This window comes from Methanobacterium sp., assembly GCA_039666455.1.
GTDB lineage: Archaea > Methanobacteriota > Methanobacteria > Methanobacteriales > Methanobacteriaceae > Methanobacterium_D.
Genome location: JAVSLW010000004.1, coordinates 18,708 through 37,134, shown reverse-complemented (window position 1 = coordinate 37,134; position 18,427 = coordinate 18,708). Strand labels below are relative to the sequence as shown.

General features: G+C 35.2%; 15 protein-coding genes. 10 read left to right on the top strand and 5 right to left on the bottom strand.

The annotated features are described in order from the left end of the window. The first annotated feature begins 61 nt into the window (after positions 1-61). The 4 genes from PQ963_00890 (at position 62) to albA (ending at position 3,724) form a co-directional block, all read left to right on the top strand. Positions 62-853 (top strand): DUF63 family protein, encoded by a 792-nt coding sequence (locus PQ963_00890; protein ID MEN4028228.1) that lies wholly within the window; start codon positions 62-64, stop codon positions 851-853. Positions 854-953: 100 nt separating this feature from the next. After that, entirely contained in the window at positions 954-2,471 is a 1,518-nt protein-coding gene (locus PQ963_00885) for a 2-isopropylmalate synthase (protein MEN4028227.1), read from the top strand. A gap of 69 nt (positions 2,472-2,540) precedes the next feature. Continuing rightward, complete coding sequence (locus tag PQ963_00880; GenBank protein ID MEN4028226.1) at positions 2,541-3,290, top strand: response regulator; 750 nt, start codon at positions 2,541-2,543, stop codon at positions 3,288-3,290. 161 nt (positions 3,291-3,451) lie between these two features. After that, positions 3,452-3,724 carry a DNA-binding protein Alba gene (gene albA, locus PQ963_00875; GenBank protein MEN4028225.1) on the top strand — a complete coding sequence of 91 codons (273 nt, stop codon included), beginning with the start codon at positions 3,452-3,454 and terminating at the stop codon, positions 3,722-3,724. Between the two features lie 167 nt (positions 3,725-3,891). On the opposite strand, the gene PQ963_00870 is transcribed toward albA, so the two are convergent. Continuing rightward, positions 3,892-5,061, bottom strand: a complete 1,170-nt coding sequence (locus PQ963_00870; protein MEN4028224.1) for a hypothetical protein — start codon at positions 5,059-5,061, stop codon at positions 3,892-3,894. 17 nt (positions 5,062-5,078) lie between these two features. Further along, complete coding sequence (locus tag PQ963_00865) at positions 5,079-5,594, bottom strand: UGSC family (seleno)protein (GenBank protein ID MEN4028223.1); 516 nt, start codon at positions 5,592-5,594, stop codon at positions 5,079-5,081. A gap of 456 nt (positions 5,595-6,050) precedes the next feature. Here PQ963_00865 and PQ963_00860 point away from each other — a divergent pair, with 456 nt between their 5' ends. Further along, positions 6,051-6,845: a metallophosphoesterase gene (locus tag PQ963_00860; protein ID MEN4028222.1), complete on the top strand. Its 795-nt coding sequence runs from the start codon at positions 6,051-6,053 to the stop codon at positions 6,843-6,845. On the opposite strand, the gene PQ963_00855 is transcribed toward PQ963_00860, so the two are convergent. The 3 genes from PQ963_00855 to thiC form a co-directional block, all read right to left on the bottom strand. Next, the gene (locus tag PQ963_00855; protein ID MEN4028221.1) at positions 6,846-7,955 is read right to left on the bottom strand and encodes a site-specific DNA-methyltransferase; all 1,110 of its coding nucleotides are present in this window, start codon (positions 7,953-7,955) and stop codon (positions 6,846-6,848) included. Positions 7,956-8,504: 549 nt separating this feature from the next. Beyond that, positions 8,505-10,079, bottom strand: coding sequence for a lysine--tRNA ligase (lysS, locus tag PQ963_00850; protein MEN4028220.1), 1,575 nt, complete (start codon positions 10,077-10,079; stop codon positions 8,505-8,507). Between the two features lie 132 nt (positions 10,080-10,211). Beyond that, the gene (gene thiC, locus PQ963_00845) at positions 10,212-11,510 is read right to left on the bottom strand and encodes a phosphomethylpyrimidine synthase (GenBank protein MEN4028219.1); all 1,299 of its coding nucleotides are present in this window, start codon (positions 11,508-11,510) and stop codon (positions 10,212-10,214) included. 325 nt (positions 11,511-11,835) lie between these two features. Here thiC and PQ963_00840 point away from each other — a divergent pair, with 325 nt between their 5' ends. The 5 genes from PQ963_00840 (at position 11,836) to PQ963_00820 (ending at position 18,373) form a co-directional block, all read left to right on the top strand. Continuing rightward, complete coding sequence (locus PQ963_00840; protein MEN4028218.1) at positions 11,836-12,045, top strand: TOBE domain-containing protein; 210 nt, start codon at positions 11,836-11,838, stop codon at positions 12,043-12,045. Positions 12,046-12,519: 474 nt separating this feature from the next. After that, positions 12,520-14,196 (top strand): GAF domain-containing protein, encoded by a 1,677-nt coding sequence (locus tag PQ963_00835; GenBank protein ID MEN4028217.1) that lies wholly within the window; start codon positions 12,520-12,522, stop codon positions 14,194-14,196. 38 nt (positions 14,197-14,234) lie between these two features. Further along, a complete protein-coding gene (locus PQ963_00830) occupies positions 14,235-14,708 on the top strand; it encodes a GyrI-like domain-containing protein (protein ID MEN4028216.1) in 474 nt (157 codons plus the stop codon). A 151-nt stretch (positions 14,709-14,859) separates the two neighbouring features. Next, positions 14,860-15,525: a hypothetical protein gene (locus PQ963_00825; GenBank protein ID MEN4028215.1), complete on the top strand. Its 666-nt coding sequence runs from the start codon at positions 14,860-14,862 to the stop codon at positions 15,523-15,525. A 412-nt stretch (positions 15,526-15,937) separates the two neighbouring features. Next, positions 15,938-18,373, top strand: a complete 2,436-nt coding sequence (locus PQ963_00820) for a heavy metal translocating P-type ATPase (GenBank protein MEN4028214.1) — start codon at positions 15,938-15,940, stop codon at positions 18,371-18,373. Positions 18,374-18,427 lie beyond the last annotated feature (54 nt).

Genomic DNA, 18,427 nt, shown 5'->3' with positions numbered 1-18,427 from the left:
ATTAGGGGACAGGCTCAACATGTATAAAAAAGCTTAAATTATCTGAATTTCTATTAAATTTATGTTAGATTCAATTTCACAATTCATTCAGGACAATTTTTTTTACCTTCACCCCGGCTACACATTGTTTAATACAATTGTTTTTGGAATTATACTGGGAATTGTGGTAATATTAGTTATAAAAATGTTTAAATACATCAAAAAGGATCCAGGAGATCTTTTTATTCCACTGATTCCCTTTATATTGTTTGGATCAAGTGCCAGGGCCCTTGTAGATAATGGCATATATCCCCTCACTCTGTGGCTTGTTACTCCTGGAATTTACATATTAACAGGATTTATAACAATTGCAGTACTTCTAATATCTGTTTATGTTGAAAAGAAGACAAATTTTGATTACAGATATCCAATGTTTATTGCAGGCACTATTTTATGTATTCCCAATATTTTATTCATAAATCACATAAATTGGACTGCATTTTTTGAAGTTACTGGCATATGGGCAGTTGTATCCTCATTTTTTTGGCTTTTAAGGAATAAATGGGGTCTTTTAAAGAATAAATTCAATTTGGGTGTTCTTTCAGCTCAGTTATTTGATGCATCATCAACATTTATTGCAGTGGACTTTTATGGCTACGCTGAACAGCACGTTCTTCCAAATGCGCTTACAGGCCTTGCAGGAACTGCATTTGTAATGTTTCCATTAAAAATAGCTGTAATTTTAGCTGCACTTTACGTGATAGACCTATATATTGAGGATAATACCATTAAAAACATGCTAAAACTTGCAATATTTATTTTAGGTCTTGCTCCGGGCTTAAGAAATTTTTTAAGTCTCAGTATGGGTGCATAGCTTTTGCAAATTCATTTATTTTATATTTTACATACATATTTTTTTATTGGTATACTTCAAATAAATATACCATTGCCAGACCAAGAGGAGAGTATTATTTATGTATATAGAAAAAGTTAAAAAAGAGATGAATCTACCGGAAACGGTAAGAATATTTGACACGACGCTAAGAGACGGTGAACAGACACCTGGTGTTGCAATAACAGTAGATGAAAAGATAAGAATTGCAAAAAGGCTTGATGATCTTGGTGTTAATGTGATAGAGGCGGGATTTCCTGCTTCTTCAAGCGGTGAAAAAGAGGCAGCTCGTGAAATTCTAAAAATGGGTTTTAATGCCCAGATCTGTGGTCTGGCAAGACCTTTAAAAGGAGATCTGGACGCTGCAATTGACTGTGATGTTGATTATATACACACTTTTATTGGTACTTCGCCACTTCACAGAGAATTTAAGCTTAAAATGAGCAAAGAAGAAATTTTAAGCAAATCAGTAGATGCAGTTGAATATATAAAGGACCATGATATCACCGCTGAATTTTCAGCAGAAGACGCCACAAGAACAGAATTTGATTATCTAAAAGAAATTTACAGGGCAGTTGAGGATGCAGGAGTAGATTATATAAATGTTCCCGATACAGTTGGTGTCATGGTCCCAACTTCCATGAAATGGCTTATAAGAGAGCTTAAAAAAGAATTAAATGTTCCAGTAAGTGTGCACTGCCATGATGATTTTGGACTTGCAGTGGCCAATTCCCTATCTTCAGTAGAGGCTGGTGCCAGCCAGGTTCATGTAACTGTAAATGGACTGGGCGAACGTGCAGGAAATGCGTCACTGGAAGAAGTTGTAATGGCTTTAATCATAGAATACGGCATTAAAATGGATATTAAAACTGAAAATCTGGTGAATATTTCAGAATTCGTTTCAAGAATCACTGGAGTAAAAATGCCTCCAAACAAAGCTATAGTTGGAGAAAATGCTTTTGCACATGAGGCAGGGATACATGTCCACGGCGTGCTTGCAAAGGCAGAAACCTACGAAGCAATCACCCCTGAAATAGTGGGTCACACTCGAAGAATCGTTTTAGGAAAACATACGGGCGCAAAGGCTATTAAATCAAAGCTTGATGAGTATGGGATAGAATTAGACAATGAACAGTTTAAAAAGGTATTTGATCAGGTTAAAGCCCTTGGAGATAAAGGAAAATGTGTTACCGACGCTGATTTAAGAGCTATAGCTGAAAGTGTCCTTGGAAGGGCCAAAGAAGAAATTGTAAAACTGGAAGGTTTTTCGGTCATGACCGGAAACAGTGTCATGCCCACAGCAACTGTAAAGCTTAGAATTGATGGCAAAACCAAAACTGTGGCTAAAACAGGTGTAGGGCCTGTGGATGCTGCTATAAATGCTATTCAAAGTGTTGTGGGTGAAACAGCAGATATTGAACTTCAAGAGTATAATATAGAGGCGATAACAGGCGGAACCGACGCTCTTGCCGAAGTATTTGTTATAATGGGAGATAAAGATGGAAATAAAGCGACTGGGCGGTCTACAACAGAGGATATTGTTATGGCAAGTGTAGAAGCAGTTTTAGATGCAATAAACAAGATACTTATCTTGAGATAGGAAAATTTATCATTAATTAATCATATACTAAGCATGAATCATTAGCTTGCATATTTTAGAGAGGATAATATGAGTGCAAAAATCATGGTTGTAGAAGATGAGAGAATTACAGCTGAAGACATAAAAGACTGCCTTATGAGCTTAGGTTACAGGGTACCTGCTGTTCTATATTCTGGTGAAGATGCAGTAAAAAAAGCAGGGGAGCTTCAACCAGATCTTATTTTGATGGATATCATGCTTGAAGGTGAAATAGATGGTATAGAAGCTGCAGAAGAGATTAAGAAGCACTATGATATACCTGTAATTTATTTAACTGCCTATTCAGATGAAAACACCTTTAAAAGAGCTAAAAAAACTGAACCTTCTGGATATGTCCTTAAAGAACCATCAGGATTTATTCACAAGCCTTTTGAAGAAAGTGAGCTGCATAGTATTATTGAAATAACTCTTTACCGGCATAAAATGGAAAAAACACATGACCAATGGATTTCCGCACTTCTTGAAAGTATTAACCAGGCCCTTATTGTTACAGATGCTGATGGTAAGATCAAATTCATGAATAACATGGCTGAAGATATCACTGGCTGGATGCAGGAAGATGCAGTTGATAATAAGTTAGAAGAGGTATTTAGAATTCATAATGGAGAATCCAATGCTTTAAAGAAGCTAAAAATTAGTTCATCTATATCTTCAGAAGAATTTACAATATTAGCCAAAAATGGAACTGTTTTGACTGTAAGAGCAGATTTAAATCACATTAAAGATAAAGAGGGTAAAGTAAATGCCATGGCCCTTGAATTTCATAACAATTTTGAGTAGAGTTTATTTAATTTCTATAGAAGAGGGTAAAAATTATCCTTTTTTTGCCTATTTAAAGTCAGAAAGTAGAGTATGCAAAACATAAATTATATATATTAATTACATGATTATAATAAATATTATAAATCAAATCGCATGGATATTCTTTGGAGGTTAAAGTGATGTCAGAGGAAAATGTTGTATACATTGGAAATAAACCCGTAATGAACTATGTATTAGCTGTCGTAACCCAGATGAACGGCGGAACCAAAGAAGTAATTTTAAAGGCACGTGGAAGGGCCATTAGTAGAGCTGTTGATGTTGCTGAAATAGTTAGAAACAGGTTTGTATCAGATGTAGAACTTGGATCTATAGATATATGCACAGAAGAAATTTTAGGCAATGAAGGCACAGCTACAAACGTTTCAGCCATTGAAATTCAGCTTTGTAAATAATAATGGTGAAATAACTCCAAATTGAAACCATAAAGGTTTCATTTTAATTTTGATTAGGAAATTACTAATTTTGAACTTAAAAAAGAAGTTAGATGGAATTAGATTCATCCATCATAATCATTGATGTATTTTGTTTAAATATCTCTGTTAAATCTGGTAGAAGAAATTCAGACTTTATTTTTAAAATCATGCACTGATGGAGCAGCAGTCCCATCTACAAGCTTTATCAATTCTGTAACTGATTCTGAAGACGTTCCAAAGCCATGGCAGATCATGGTGTGTCTTCCAGTACCTCCGGCAACAACAATAACCACATCATCAGGTTTTCTTGTTATCCAAACATCGCCATCAACGATCCATTTTTCATCAAGCTTTCTACCTCCTCTATCTCCCAATTCAACAGGTACCAGTGCGTTTTCGTGGAAATATTTCTTAACATCTTCGCTGCTCCATCCATTAGCAGCAATTGTTTTTGCATGCTCTGGGCTCATTATGATGAGTATTTCTCCAGGCACATGACTGTTATTACACCCTGCAACTGCTGCAGTATCAATTATTGTATCCATCAGGTCTTCTGCGGTTTTACTTCGATGATCGTTCACGTTGTGGGGTGAATCCAGTGCCATCACTGTTACAGTACTTTCATTTTTGCTGAATCCACGTTCTACATGCAGCGGTTCCCATGGATTTTCATCTTCAGCCTCACCAAAACAAAAGCTATATTTAGAAGGCGATGCAAGAGTGGCATGATCTCCAATTCCAGGAATTGCACCGGCGATGTTTATAAGGCAGAGTCTTACTGCACGTCCAATGGTGGCATTTGCAATATTTCCAGGTCCTAAACATCCTGAACCGTGGTTAATACCTATTTCAGCACCTATAGGGCCATTTAAAATGGTACATATTGCTACAGGGTGTGTTGTAGCGTTTATTCCCGGTAAATTGAATTTTTCTGCTGAAATTGCTTTAATTGAATGCTGAATTACAGGCATGAATTGAGGAATGCAGCCAGCCATAACAGAATTTATGGCTATTTTTTCTACTGTGGCCTTTCCAGACCTTGGAGGAAGCACAGCTATTAAATCATCCTTATTTAAGCCACTAAACTCGATAAATTTACGTACTCGTTCTCCTGTTGGGGGGATTATGGGCAAACCATCGGTCTGTTTTTTCATGTAAAATTCATAACTTATTTTTTCCACGTCAGGTTCAACATAAAATTCCATATCCTCTGGGGATGCACTGCATAGGCGTTCTTCGATTTTTCCTATGTTTTCACTTAGTAAATCTTCAATGGAGCATCCGCATGTATCTTTGTTGATTTTATTGTTTTTCATAAAAGCCCTCGATAAATTTAAGTTATATTCAGCAGTTTTTTAATTTCAGGGATAATTTTCAATGTTTTTTCTGTTACCTCATCTTCTTTAAGTCCTGCAATGGGGTGTTGAATTTCAACTATCCTTAAATCTTCTGCTCCCTGGGCTTTTGCAAGTGAATGCGCATATTCGGTGAATTCGTGCGTACAAATACAAAGTGCAGGTTTTCCTTCTTTTTCAAGCCGTATAGCATCTAAAATGACCCATGTGGTGCATGAACCGCAGTCTCCAAGAGCTAAAATTACAACATCTCCTTTTTTAGCTATTCGTATCTGTTCTTCAGTTGCTGGGGCGCCTGCAGGTTTTATGGCTTCAATATGATCTATATTTAATTTTTCCCTGACGGTATTCAATATTACATCAGCATTGGGCTTTGTATTGTCAAAATATGTTATTTTACTGATTTTTTCAGGGATGGGCGATATTTCTATCTTTTGAGCAATGGCCTCAGCCAGCGGATCCATTACTTCTTTTTCAATGACCTTAACTCTCATATCTGTCCTCTTATAAAGTGTGTTTGTTATTTTGATACTTTTATCTTTAATAGGTTAACCATCATAAATTTCTTTTTTAATTATTATGCAAAATGAGCACTATAGTATACTTAATGTGTAAGATTTTTATATGATGAAAACAATAAATTTTAAACAGGGCCTGACATGTATCCAAAATTCCGTCGAACACTACGTGTTTGAGGGATTTTCGGGCAATCAAAAATTCGAAGAATTTTTGATGGCTTCCACTGAAGAAATCAGGACCTGATATGTATGTTTAAAGGAGGAGTAGGTAATTTCAGTCACCTCACAACCAAAAAAATTCTACTCCCCCTTAAGCATGGAATAATGATTAAATGAGTTTAAATCCCCGATTAAAGGCCTTCAGGTTCTCTGCCAATTTATAAAATCCCTGGGGGCCTGGTTAAATAGAGAAATATCATTTCGGTGAAATTCATGGAAAAAAAGATAATTCAAATATCTGATCTGCATTTTGGGGAATATAGATTCAGTGAAGAGTTAAAAAATAAATTAAAATTACATATAGAATATGAAAACCCTGATTTAATAGTTATAGCAGGAGATATAACTTCAATGGGTTATATTGAAGAATATAATTGTGCAAAGGATTTTATAACAGAATTAAAATCTGTAACAGAAACCTATGTTATCCCTGGAAATCATGATGCCTGTAATGCTGGATTAATCCATTTTAGAAGGCTGATTGGCGATCGAAAATTTGTTGATATAGATAAGAACAACGATATTCTCATTATTGGTGTTGATTCTTCAGAACCAGACATACACGATGGAAAAATAGGATTCGATCAGCTGGAATGGTTAAATGATGAATTAAATAAGATACCGCAGGATATGTTTAGAATTGTGACTTTTCACCACCATTTACTTCCAATACCTCAAACAGGACGTGAAAGAAACATTTTACTTGATGCTGGAGATACATTAAAGTTACTTACAGGCCATGGAGTAAATCTGGTCTTAAACGGCCATAAACATGTTTCTAATGCATGGAAAGTTGAAGATATGGTGATTTCAAATTCAGGTACTGCAACCACCAGAAGATTATATGGTAATAATCATCCATCTTATAATAAACTCGTAATAAATGATAGCGAACTTTTAGCATACAGAATAAAGACTGAAAATGGACATGAAAGATTGTTAGCACAGTATTCGCTGGATAAAATGATAAATAATAATGCAGGCACTCCGCTAACATATTTATATTGATCATATTAGTTTTATTTGCACATTAATTGCTTTATCTTTTTTAATTTTAAATAAATTTGCCCTTTCATCATACAATACTTCAAATTCATCTTCACCAACAGTTTCAATTTTTTCTATTGTCGGGAAGAAAATGTTTTTTTCCTGACCAGTCATAACTTTGAATCCGTATCTTAGTGATTCGTGCTTCAATTCTCCCCTTTCTTTTTTTCTCTTTTCAACAAATTGAACATGATTTTCTAATCTCTCATTGATAACTTTTCTTGAAAATTTTAAAAAATCAAAAACCCTATATTCAATTACTTTTTTGAATTTTGATTCTAACTCATATCCTACCGAATTTCTTGCAGCACACATTGCAGCCAACGTGGTTGTTCCTGTGCCAACAAATGGATCTAAAATGGTGTCACCCTGAACAGAAAACATATTAATCAATCTATATGCTAACTCAAATGGAAATGCTGCAGATCTCTCTCTCAAATTTTCATGATTTAATTTTTGTGAAATTCCCTTTAAATCACTCCATAAATCTGAAAACCAGATATTTCTCTCTTCCCAGAAGTATGCACTTTCTCTTCTAAGTTGCTTTTCTTTCAATTTAAAAGACCTGTTGCTTCCTTTACGGAAAATTAATATGTATTCATGTTCTAATGTAATGTATGCATTGGGAGGTAGCATTCCTGAGCCCATGAATTTAGTAGGCTTGTTTGTTTCTTTTCTCCATATAATTGGAGGTAAGACTTGATAGTTCATTTTTTCAAAATAATGAGTTATACGAGAATGATTTGGATAGAGTTGAAACGAATCTCCTATTTTTCTTGTTGCATCTCCTATATTGATACAAACAATTCCACCCGGAGATAATACTCTGTCTATTTCAATCCAGGTTTTATTTAACTCTTCATTCATCAGATTGTATGCTTTAACTCCTTCTTCATTTTGCAGTGCCTCTTTAATCTCAGGATTAATGTAAGAGAATTGTCCATCCCACATTTCAATCATTGGATAAGGGGGAGATGTAACTACAAAATTCACACTCTCAGGAAGGATTTCTTTCATGTTTTTTGAATTTCCAAAAACAATTTTGTGATTTGTTTTCAATTCATTTTCCACCTTTTCTTTTACATTTTAAGGGATATAGATAACAGAGATTATTCGAATCATTGTATGATAGCATATATCCTTATTTATATAATTTTAAGCTTTCTCGGGGCTAAAATGTATTAAACTAACTATCAACAATACTAATCTTAAACATTATATGTAAAGCATGATATATAGGTCTTTTAATTAGTAGAACGAGGATAATGAAATGGCAAAAGAATGGATATTGAATAGTGCTATGAATCGTTTTCAGCTATAGAACCTGCGCCTGATGAGTGGGATCGTTTATATAATGTTGATTTTTTTATTAAAATCAAAGACAAGTATATTGGACTTCAAATTAAACCCGCAGGAGGGGTTTCGCATATCCCTCAAATATTTAAAGAACACAATATACAAGCTGAAACTCATAAGAAGTTTAAAGAAAATTTTGGGGGTAATGTTTTCTATATCATTTCAGTTAAAGAAAGAGATAAGAAAAAAATATACAATAGTGAAGTAATCAAAGAAATTCAAGAGGAAATTAAGAAACTACAAAGCTGAAAAAGATTGGCCTGATCACATCTCTTTTTTAAATCTTTTAATTACAAAATCCTTATCAAGGGATAAAACAAATGATGCTGCTCTTGGACCATGCTTTTTTCCGATAATTGTCTTATAAATCGCCTGAAATGCTTTTTGAGGTTTCATATCAAATTCTCTTAGAAGAGTGTACATTTCATCATGAAGCTCCTCTGCAGTGTAATCCTTTTTTTCAAGAATGTCTGCAAGTTTAAGTAAAAACTGAGTCTGATCTTCATCTAAATGTAATTCAGGGATCTTTTTTGCAACATGGAACTTCACAAATTGGGGGGCGTATTTATCAAGCCAGTTTTTAATGTGATTCATCCTCATTTCAAGCCTGGCAAGGTCTTCTTTACTTAGTTCTTCAAATTCCAATTTTTCCATGTAATCTGGAAGCTTAGAATTCTTCTTTAATATTTTAAAGACGGTGTTAATGTTTCCATCAGCAATCTGGTAAGCCACAGTCATAAACCTGTAGGATGGCTGGAAAGGCATCCTGTCTTTTAATTCAATCTGTGAGATTTCATAAATCTTTCTAAGCTTTTCTTCTTCCTTTGGGGATGCCGGCTCTTCTGCACCATAGTATATTCTCTCAATTCGGTCGTACTGGTCAATAAAGTCCAAAAATGGCATTTGAGGATTGAAATCCTTGTGTTTTAGGGGTTTGCTTCGAAATATAAAGTAATTAAGTGTTTCAGGTGCTCCAATTTCAAGCCACTGGCCTGGGGTGAAAAATACTCCTTTGGATTTTGACATTGCATCGCCTTTCAGTGTAATCCATTCGTAAGGCACGGGATAAGGGGCAGGATAGTCAAATATTTCCTTTGATATGATACTGCTCACATCGTATGAACCTCCGCTTGCTGCATGGTCTTTTCCAAATGGTTCGCAGGTGATTTTGAGTATTTTCCACCGTGCAGCCCATTCAACACGCCATGTAAGCTTTCCCCTACCAGATTTGATATCCATTGACCCTTCATGTCCACATTCACATCTGTAATGAACCATATCACCATCATAGCCATAGGCAAAAGTTGTATTAATTCTTCCACATTCCTTGCAGATTGGATTATAGGGAAGCCAATCATCTGCTAAGGGATTTTCACGGTATTGATTGAATATTTCTCGAATTTCAGGTGCTTTTTCGAGGGATATTCTTACATAATCGTTATAAATGCCTTCTTTGTACATTTTCTCTCCTGAATAAATCTTAAGGGAGATTCCAAAATCATCCAAAGTGTCAAGGAATGGTTTTTCAAAATGTTCCACAAAATTTGTACAGCAGTCTTCAGGACATGGAATATGGGCATAGGGCATGCCTAAATATTTTTCATAACTTTCTGGAAGGGGGTAAGGGACCTTACGAAGTGGGTCGTAGTCGTCTGCAATCCATATTACTTCTGCAGGAGTGCCAGTGTTCTTTAAAGCTTTTGTGATCGCATTTGCAATAAACACGTCGCATGAATTTCCAATATGTATGGAACCTGATATGGATGTTCCGCTTGCAATTACATGCTTTTCCACGTCTCTATTTAAACTGTCTGCAATATTTTCAATCCAGTGTTTCAATCAAATCACCTGTCTAAAAATAATAAAATTCAAAGAATTTTGAGGGATTCAGAGCCTCAAAAACTATGTAAATTCCAAAAAATTATAATTATATAAATTTATTTTCAAAGATAATAAAATGATGATTAAGATTTAATCAAACAAATCAGTGTCTGCTTCGTCTAACCATTCGTTTACAATCTTAACTGCACAGTAGCTTCCGCACATTGAGCAGGTATCTTCTTCTGCTGGTGGTCTTTCGTTCCTTATTTTCCTTGCTTCTTCTGGACACATTGCAGATTCAAACTGTGCTTCCCAGTTAAGCTTTTTACGAGCATTAGCCATTATAAGGTCTTTTTCACCGCTATGTATGCCTTTTTGCATGTCTCCAACATATGCTCCAATTCTTGTTGCAATTACGCCGTCTTTAACATCCTTTGCATCAGGTAATGCAAGGTGTTCTGCTGGTGTTACATAACAGATGAAGTCTGCCCCAGCACCTGCTGATGCTGCTGCACCGATTGAAGATACAATATGATCGTATCCAGCACCGATATCAGTTACAATCGGCCCTAACATATAGAAAGGTGCTCCCCTGCACAATTTTTTCTGGAGCACCACGTTTGCAGGGATTTCATTTAAAGGTATATGTCCTGGTCCTTCTACAATGGTCTGCACGCCTGCTTCTCGTGCTCTGTCAATTAATTCTCCAAGTACAATGAGTTCCTGAACTGCAGCCCGGTCTGTAGAATCTGCTATTGCTCCAGCCCTCATAGCGTTAGCCATGGACATAACAAAATCATATTCTTTTGCAATTTCAAGAATGTAATCAAAATCTTTGTATAATGGATTTTCCATTCCATTTTCAACCATCCATGCAGATACAAGTGCTCCGCCTCTGCTTACAAGCCCTCCTTCACGTCCCTGTCTTTTTAACCTTTTGAGGGTTTCTCTGTTTACACTGCAGTGAATTGCCATGAAGTCTATACCATCTTTGGCCTGCTTTTCAATGGCTTTAAACATTATATCTTCGTCCATGTAAATAGCAGCGCCCTTTTCCCTTATGGTTTCAATAGCAGCCTGGTAGACAGGTACACTTCCTACAGGAATGTCTGAAATTTTAAGAATTCTTCTCCTTATTTCATCAAGGTCTCCACCTACAGAAAGTTCCATTAATGTATCTGCATTGTATTTCATGGCCACTCGGGCCTTTTCCTCTTCCATATCAAAGTCACAGATATCTGTTGAGGTTCCAATGGTAGCATTTACTTTTGTTCTAAGCCCTGCACCAATTCCAACAGATTTAACATCTCTTTTAACATTGCTGGGGATGGCTATGGTTCCCTGGGCAACGGATTTTCTGATAAATTCCTCTGAAACGTTTTCAGCAGCTGCTACTGCCTTCATTTCCTCTGTTATTACGCCTTTTTTTGCTTCATCCATTTGTGTCATAGAATCACCATGTGTTTTATAGCTGTCAAAATTTTTAATTTTCACAGGCTCTAAAATATTGTCAGGATAGAAATAAAATTATAGTTATTTTCATGTTCATGTAAATAAATTAAGTCTATACACCGAACAATATAAGGGTTTTTTAATTCTGTACTAATTAAGTTTATCATTGTCTAAAATCATTATTTAAAATAGCACTGTATAAAAATTTTTCTGAAATACTGCCTGATTTCTTTTTATATACAGACCAAACATCCATAAAAAAGTGCCAGTTTAACAAAAAATATATAAAATAGTTTAACAATATATAACAACTGGTGATTTTATGAAAATAAGTGCAAGAAATGTTCTTAAAGGAAAAATTGAAAGTATCGACAAAGGCCCTGTGACTTCCACAATAAAAATAAAAGTAGAATCCCCTCACGTAGTAACAGCAAGTATAACCAAAGAAGCTGTTGAAGATTTAGATCTTAAAGAGGGTGAAGAAGTCTATGCAGTAATTAAAGCCAGCGAAGTCATGATCGCTAAAAAATAATATTGATTATTATTTTATGGCACTATTGGTTTCAGGGTGCTGGATGCACCCATCAATTTTTTTTGGCCATAATTTTCTTTTCTTTACCTGGAAAATTGCAGAGGGAATGGGCAAAGACTTCGCTTTGTTGATATGAAAAAACGAAAGCATCATAAATCCATAAAACTTCAACGGCCGAATGTCGTAATGTTTGTTTTTTAGTTTGGTTTCTCTGTTCCTTAACTTATAACTTCTACTCTAATTTTTATCACTGAAAACTCTTTTTAATGTTTTCAAGCTTGGCAAAGCTGTCGAAAATTTCTGGTTTTTTGGGTAATCCAACATAAAAATGTTTGAAAGCCCTCGAAACTTTATTCCAGATAACTATACTCTACATAAGGTGAAAAACATTAAATAACTGAAAGTATTGATATAACCCCAATATTATATAAGGTCCATGATTTATACTATATAGTATAAAAACGAGCTGATGAAATGAAAGAACTGTCCAACATAGAAAGGTCGATAATAACATATATAAAGTCTCATCCGCCAGAAGAGTGCATGCTGGATAAAATAACCAGAGGAACCAGCAGAAGCAGGGCAACCGTGCTCAAATATTTAAGTATATTGCATGCAAAAGGCATATTGAACTATAAATTCGTTGGAAGGAGTAAATTATGGTATTTAAGCCCTGATTCAGGTGTTGAACCAGAAATAACAGTTAAATCTGTGGAAAAAGTTCTTGAAGACAATGCGGAACTCGTATCAGCAGCAGCAAAACTTCATTCTTTAATTTTAGAGGGAATAGACCTTAAAAATTCAATTGACAGGATTGATATTGTACTATTTACCATTAATAACCATATGGACATAATTGCAGCGAATAATACGTTTAAAACATTTTTTCCAGAGATAGAAAATCTTAGAGAGATTTTAGACCATGAAAAGACCATTTTAATTGAAAATACAATGCAATCATTGAAATTTAAAGATAAGGCAACTGTTTGGATAGATTTAATGGAAAAACAGGGAGTATACAGACCTTACCGTATTTCAATGTATTCAATTTTGGATGATAGGAAAAATATTATTGGTGCCTCAATTATTGGAGAGGAAGTTTCAGGATCTAAAAGAACAAAACGCGACCTGGAAACACTTTTATCCATAGTTCAAGCTGTAGATTCATCCGAAAATGAAGAAAATGTGATAAATGAAATAAAAAACCTGATTAACATCCTTATTCCACATAAATACTTTGTAATATTTCTAAAAAATGGAAAAACACATTATTCAGCATATGGAGCAGATGAAAAAATATCTAAAATAACAGCTGATCATGTACCTAACTATATAAGCAGGTTTATAGAAAAAAGTATGGATTCAATGGAAACTGTAACAGCAAAGGAGGGAAATTACTATCTGGAAACAATTAAATCTAATTTGAATGATATATCTCTTTCCATGGCCATATCCGTCCCAATTATAAATGAAGAACATGGAATTGGGGCCATGTTACTGCTAAGCACTTTAAAATCTGTAAGTTCAGTCAGTATTGAAAATGTGGAAATAGCTGCAGATGAACTTTCAGGATATATTAAGATGCAAAAGCTAACCCAGGAGAGGGAAGAGTTTGTAAATACCCTGATTGCCATGAATAAAATCTCCAGCATAATAAATTCATCCCATGCAGAGGATGAAATGCTTGAAATGGCTGTTTCAACTGTTATGAATTCTATTGGGTTTGAAATGGGCTGTATATACCTTACAGATAAAGATGAAGAACTCACACTTCGAGTGCATAAAAACCTGCCTGAAAATCTCAAAAATATGTGCATGGCCGGCATGTTTAAAGATCTTTTCAGTAAAACCTTCAAAAAGCAGGATGTTGTGTATATTACTCCAAAATCAGAAGAATACAAGTCTCTTGAACCTGCTATAAGAGCAAATGATATAAAAACACTGTTAATACTTCCCATAAAAAGTGGTAAAAAGATCATTGGGCTTTTGAATATGGGGAGCAGGAAAATAAAGGTATATAATAGAATCAGCCTTGAAAATCTAAGTTCCATAGGTTTGCAGCTTGGTGTAGCACTTGAAAGGTCAAGACTTGCAATTAAACTAAAATCAGAGCATAGTAACTTAAAAAAAGTTTCAAAAAGGAAAAAATAATTATCTCAATGATCTATATCTTACTGGAGGATAAAATTATGAAAGTAGAAGAAAAAAGAATGAACAGCACACAGGTGGCCTTTATAAGATACAGGGGCCATTATGATAAGATCCCCGAGCTTATTGGTGAAGTAGTGGAATGGGTGATGAATAAAGGTCTCACCATGACTGGAATGATTTATGGAGCTTATTTCAACCGTCCTGACGAGGTACCGCCAGAGGAACTTTTCTATGAAATCGGCGCTTCATTTGAAGGCACAGCAAGTGATGAGGGAAAAGTTCAGGTAAAGCTAATCCCAGAGCATACAGTTGTTGCAACCATGCATAAAGGCCCTTATGACCAGGTTGGACCAGTTATTGATGAATTAGCTAAATATGCTATTGAAAATGGTTATGACATAATCGGACCGGTTACAGAGGTTTATTTGAACAATCCAGAAGAAGTAGAACCTGAAGAGATTCTTACAGAAGTTCAGTTTCCAGTGGTTAAAATGAATTCTAACACCCAATAAGTTTACAACTCCTAGAAACCAAAAGATTTATATGTGATCATATTCTATCATTTGCCTGTACTAAAATGTCCTAAATGAATGTTAACATACAGGACACGGAGGCGGTACAATTACGTGGAAATCAAAAAGCGCATTACTATTTACATTAGTAATGGTAGTGAGCATTCTCCCTGCTGTTGCGGGAGTACAAACCCAAAATACACTAAATGGGCCCTTCAAACATGAAAACTCTAAAATCTCTAATCTGGGAGTGCCAAAATCGAAGATTTTGACAGTGTTTGGAGACGCAAAAATTAATTTAAATGGAAATACAAAACAATTAGAAGTAAAAGCAGCTTCTAAATACAGTAAAAAAATGAAGAAAGTAAAAAGATCTTCAAAATACAGGTATAAAAAGGTTAAAGCCTATAAATACAAAAAGTACAGGTATAAAAAGGTTAAAGCTGCTTATAAGAAAACTATTTATAAAAAAATAGTGCCTACAAGTGTTGGCGCAAAAAATGTGGTCGTAACAAGTGAATATGTCATGGCAACAGGAAGGCATTCTTGTGCTATAAAAAGTGATTACAACTACCATACACGGGTTTTCAGGAATTATAACCCGGTTACAAAAACCAATGGAACTTTAAGATTTGAACAAGGACCTTATTACGGCCCTAATAGAGGTACCAGTCCTGAAGGATTATGGTATGATGTGAAAACAGATATGGACTTCTGTTTAGTTCATGGAATGTCCCACGATAAAAGAAGAGTCTTTTTAATTCCATACAATGGGACAATAAATGGAAAAAAAGTAGTTAATGGATATTTTGTATAAATATTCATTTATTATAGCTTAAAAAACCTAATTAATTTAAAATTAGGTTTTTTCTTTTTTTATTTTGATAAATTTTTAGGATTTAAACTTTTCTATTTAATAAGCTGGTTTTTCTTTTTCACGGCATCAAAACTGTAAGTTTTAACAGCAGTATTCTTTTTTCCATGATATCACCTTACCTATGTGATATTTAGTATACAATAATGTAGTATATAACTTTTTTGCCTGTACTAAATTTAAATACAATTAGTTTTATTATATATAGTATACAGCAATTAGTTAGGAAATCAAATTTCAAAAACCACAAGAAAATTAAAAATTTTTGAGATGAAAATGCCGGTGAAACTTGATTTACAGCACTGAGGTCCTAAAGGCTGCGATACATAATGAAAAACAAAGTGGAGTACACCAAATGGCTGAAGATAAATCCCCATCCTTAAAACCAAAATCTAATGAAAAAGCATGCCCTATAGCACTTGAAGAGGAGTTAAAAGCTGGAGATATCCAGGAAAATGGGACTGCAAGAACTGTTTTAAACTTGATCATTACTGGAATGAACTGTACTGCATGTGCTCAAAATATTGCAAACCGGCTTAAAAAAGAAGAGGGTATAGCTGATGCCAATGTAAGCTTTGCAACTGGCACAGCCACTGTTAGATATGACCCTGAAAAGATAAGTAAGGGGAAAATTGTCCAGATAATAGATGACACTGGATATAAAGCTTTTTATAGAACAGATGAATCTGAGGAATTTGCAACAGATCCTGTGTGCGGTATGCGGATAGAAAAATCTAAATCCATAAAAAGAGTGTATGATGGAAGAGAATACTATTTCTGCAATGAAGAATGTGCAAAAAGATTTGAATCGCCAGAAGATGAATTAAAAAAGATGAAACAGCGAGTTACAATAGCTTTATCTGGAGTCTTTTTAATTGCATTATTAAGGGTTATAGCGACGTTTACACTTGCTGCAGGAGTTTCATTAATAAGCTGGGCCCCTATTCCAGCATTACCCTGGTTCACATGGGGCTACTGGCTTTTTCTGCTTACAACCCCTATACAGTTTATAGGCGGCTGGACTTTCTATACTGGTGCTTATCACGCAGTTAAAAACAAAGCTTTAAATATGGACTTCCTCGTTGCCATGGGAACTCTAACAGCCTGGGGATACAGTACATTCGTTCTATTCTTCCCGGGAGTTCTTCCTGTAGCAGAACGAGATGTTTATTTTGAAGTATCTGCTGTAATAATAGCATTTGTTCTACTTGGTAAGTTTATGGAAGATTACATAAGGCAGAGAAGTTCAGCAGCAGTTAGAAGGTTACTGGATCTTAGACCAAAATCTGCACATGTAATAAGAGAAGGAAAAGAAGTTGAAATACTTGCAGAACAGATCATGCCTGGTGAAATGGTAGTGGTAAGGCCTGGTGAGAAAATACCTGTGGATGGAGTCGTTGTGGAAGGCTCAAGTTCTGTAGATGAGTCAGTAGTAACTGGAGAAAGCCTTCCAGTATCCAAAAAAAGGGGTGATGAAGTAATTGGTGCAACCATCAATAAACAGGGATTAATAAAATTTGAAGCAACAAAAGTTGGTTCAAAGACCACTCTTATGCAGATAGTTAAGCTTGTAGAAGATGCACAGTCATCAAGCGCCCCTATACAAAGACTTGCAGACCGCGTGAGTGCCTATTTTGTGCCTGCAGTGGTTTCAATAGCAACCATTACATTTTTAACATGGACATTTGTTTTGGGTAATTTTACACTGGGATTATTATCATTTGTTGCCGTTCTTATTATATCATGCCCATGTGCTCTTGGTATTGCAACTCCGGCCGCGCTTATGGTTGGTGTGGGAAAAGGAGCTGAAAGTGGAGTGTTAATACGTGGTGGAGAATATCTTGAAAGTGCTTATAAACTAAATAAAGTGGTTTTTGATAAAACAGGAACGCTTACAAAGGGTAAACCAGAGGTAACAGATATAGTTGGGGTCAATGAAGAGGAGGTCCTTAAAATAGCTGCTACTGCAGAAAAAGGCTCTGAACATCCACTTGCAGAAGCCGTGTTGAAAAAAGCTGCCTCTCTTGGAATTGAAGCTGAAGATACCAGTGATTTTGAAGCAGTGCCCGGATATGGAATTAAAGCCAGATGGAACAACAAAGCAATTGCCATTGGAAACAGAAAAATGATGGAAATAGAAGGAATAAAAATTGCTCCATCTGAAGAAAAGATCAGAAACCTTGAAGCTGAAGGAAAAACTGTAATAATGATTGGATTAAGTCAAAAACTCACCGGAATGATCGCCATTGCAGATACTCTCAAGGAAAATTCAGGAGAAGTAATAAAAGAACTCGATAATCTTGGTATTGAATCTATAATGCTTACTGGAGATAATGAGCTTACAGCAAATGCAATTGCAGGTAAAATTGGAATTAAAAAAGTTATCGCCAATGTACTGCCACATGAAAAGCTTGATGCTATTAAAGAACTGCAAAGTGAAGGAAATATCGTGGCAATGGTGGGAGATGGTGTAAATGATGCTCCCGCACTTGCACAGGCAGATATAGGTATAGCTCTTGGTTCAGGTACTGATGTAGCAAAAGAAACCGGGGACATAATCCTTGTAAAAGATGATTTAAGAGACGTTGTAACTGGAGTAAAACTAAGTAAGAAGACCATGAAAACAATAAGACAAAATTTATTCTGGGCATTTGCATATAATGCTGGAGCAATACCTCTTGCAGCGATTGGGCTCCTAAATCCAATTATAGCAGCTGCAGCAATGGCTTTAAGTTCACTTACAGTAGTTACAAACTCTGCAAGGCTTAAAATGGTTAAAATTAAAAAATAATAGGGATTATAACATGATGATGTGAAAAATGAAAAAAAGTTGACATTAGGAATT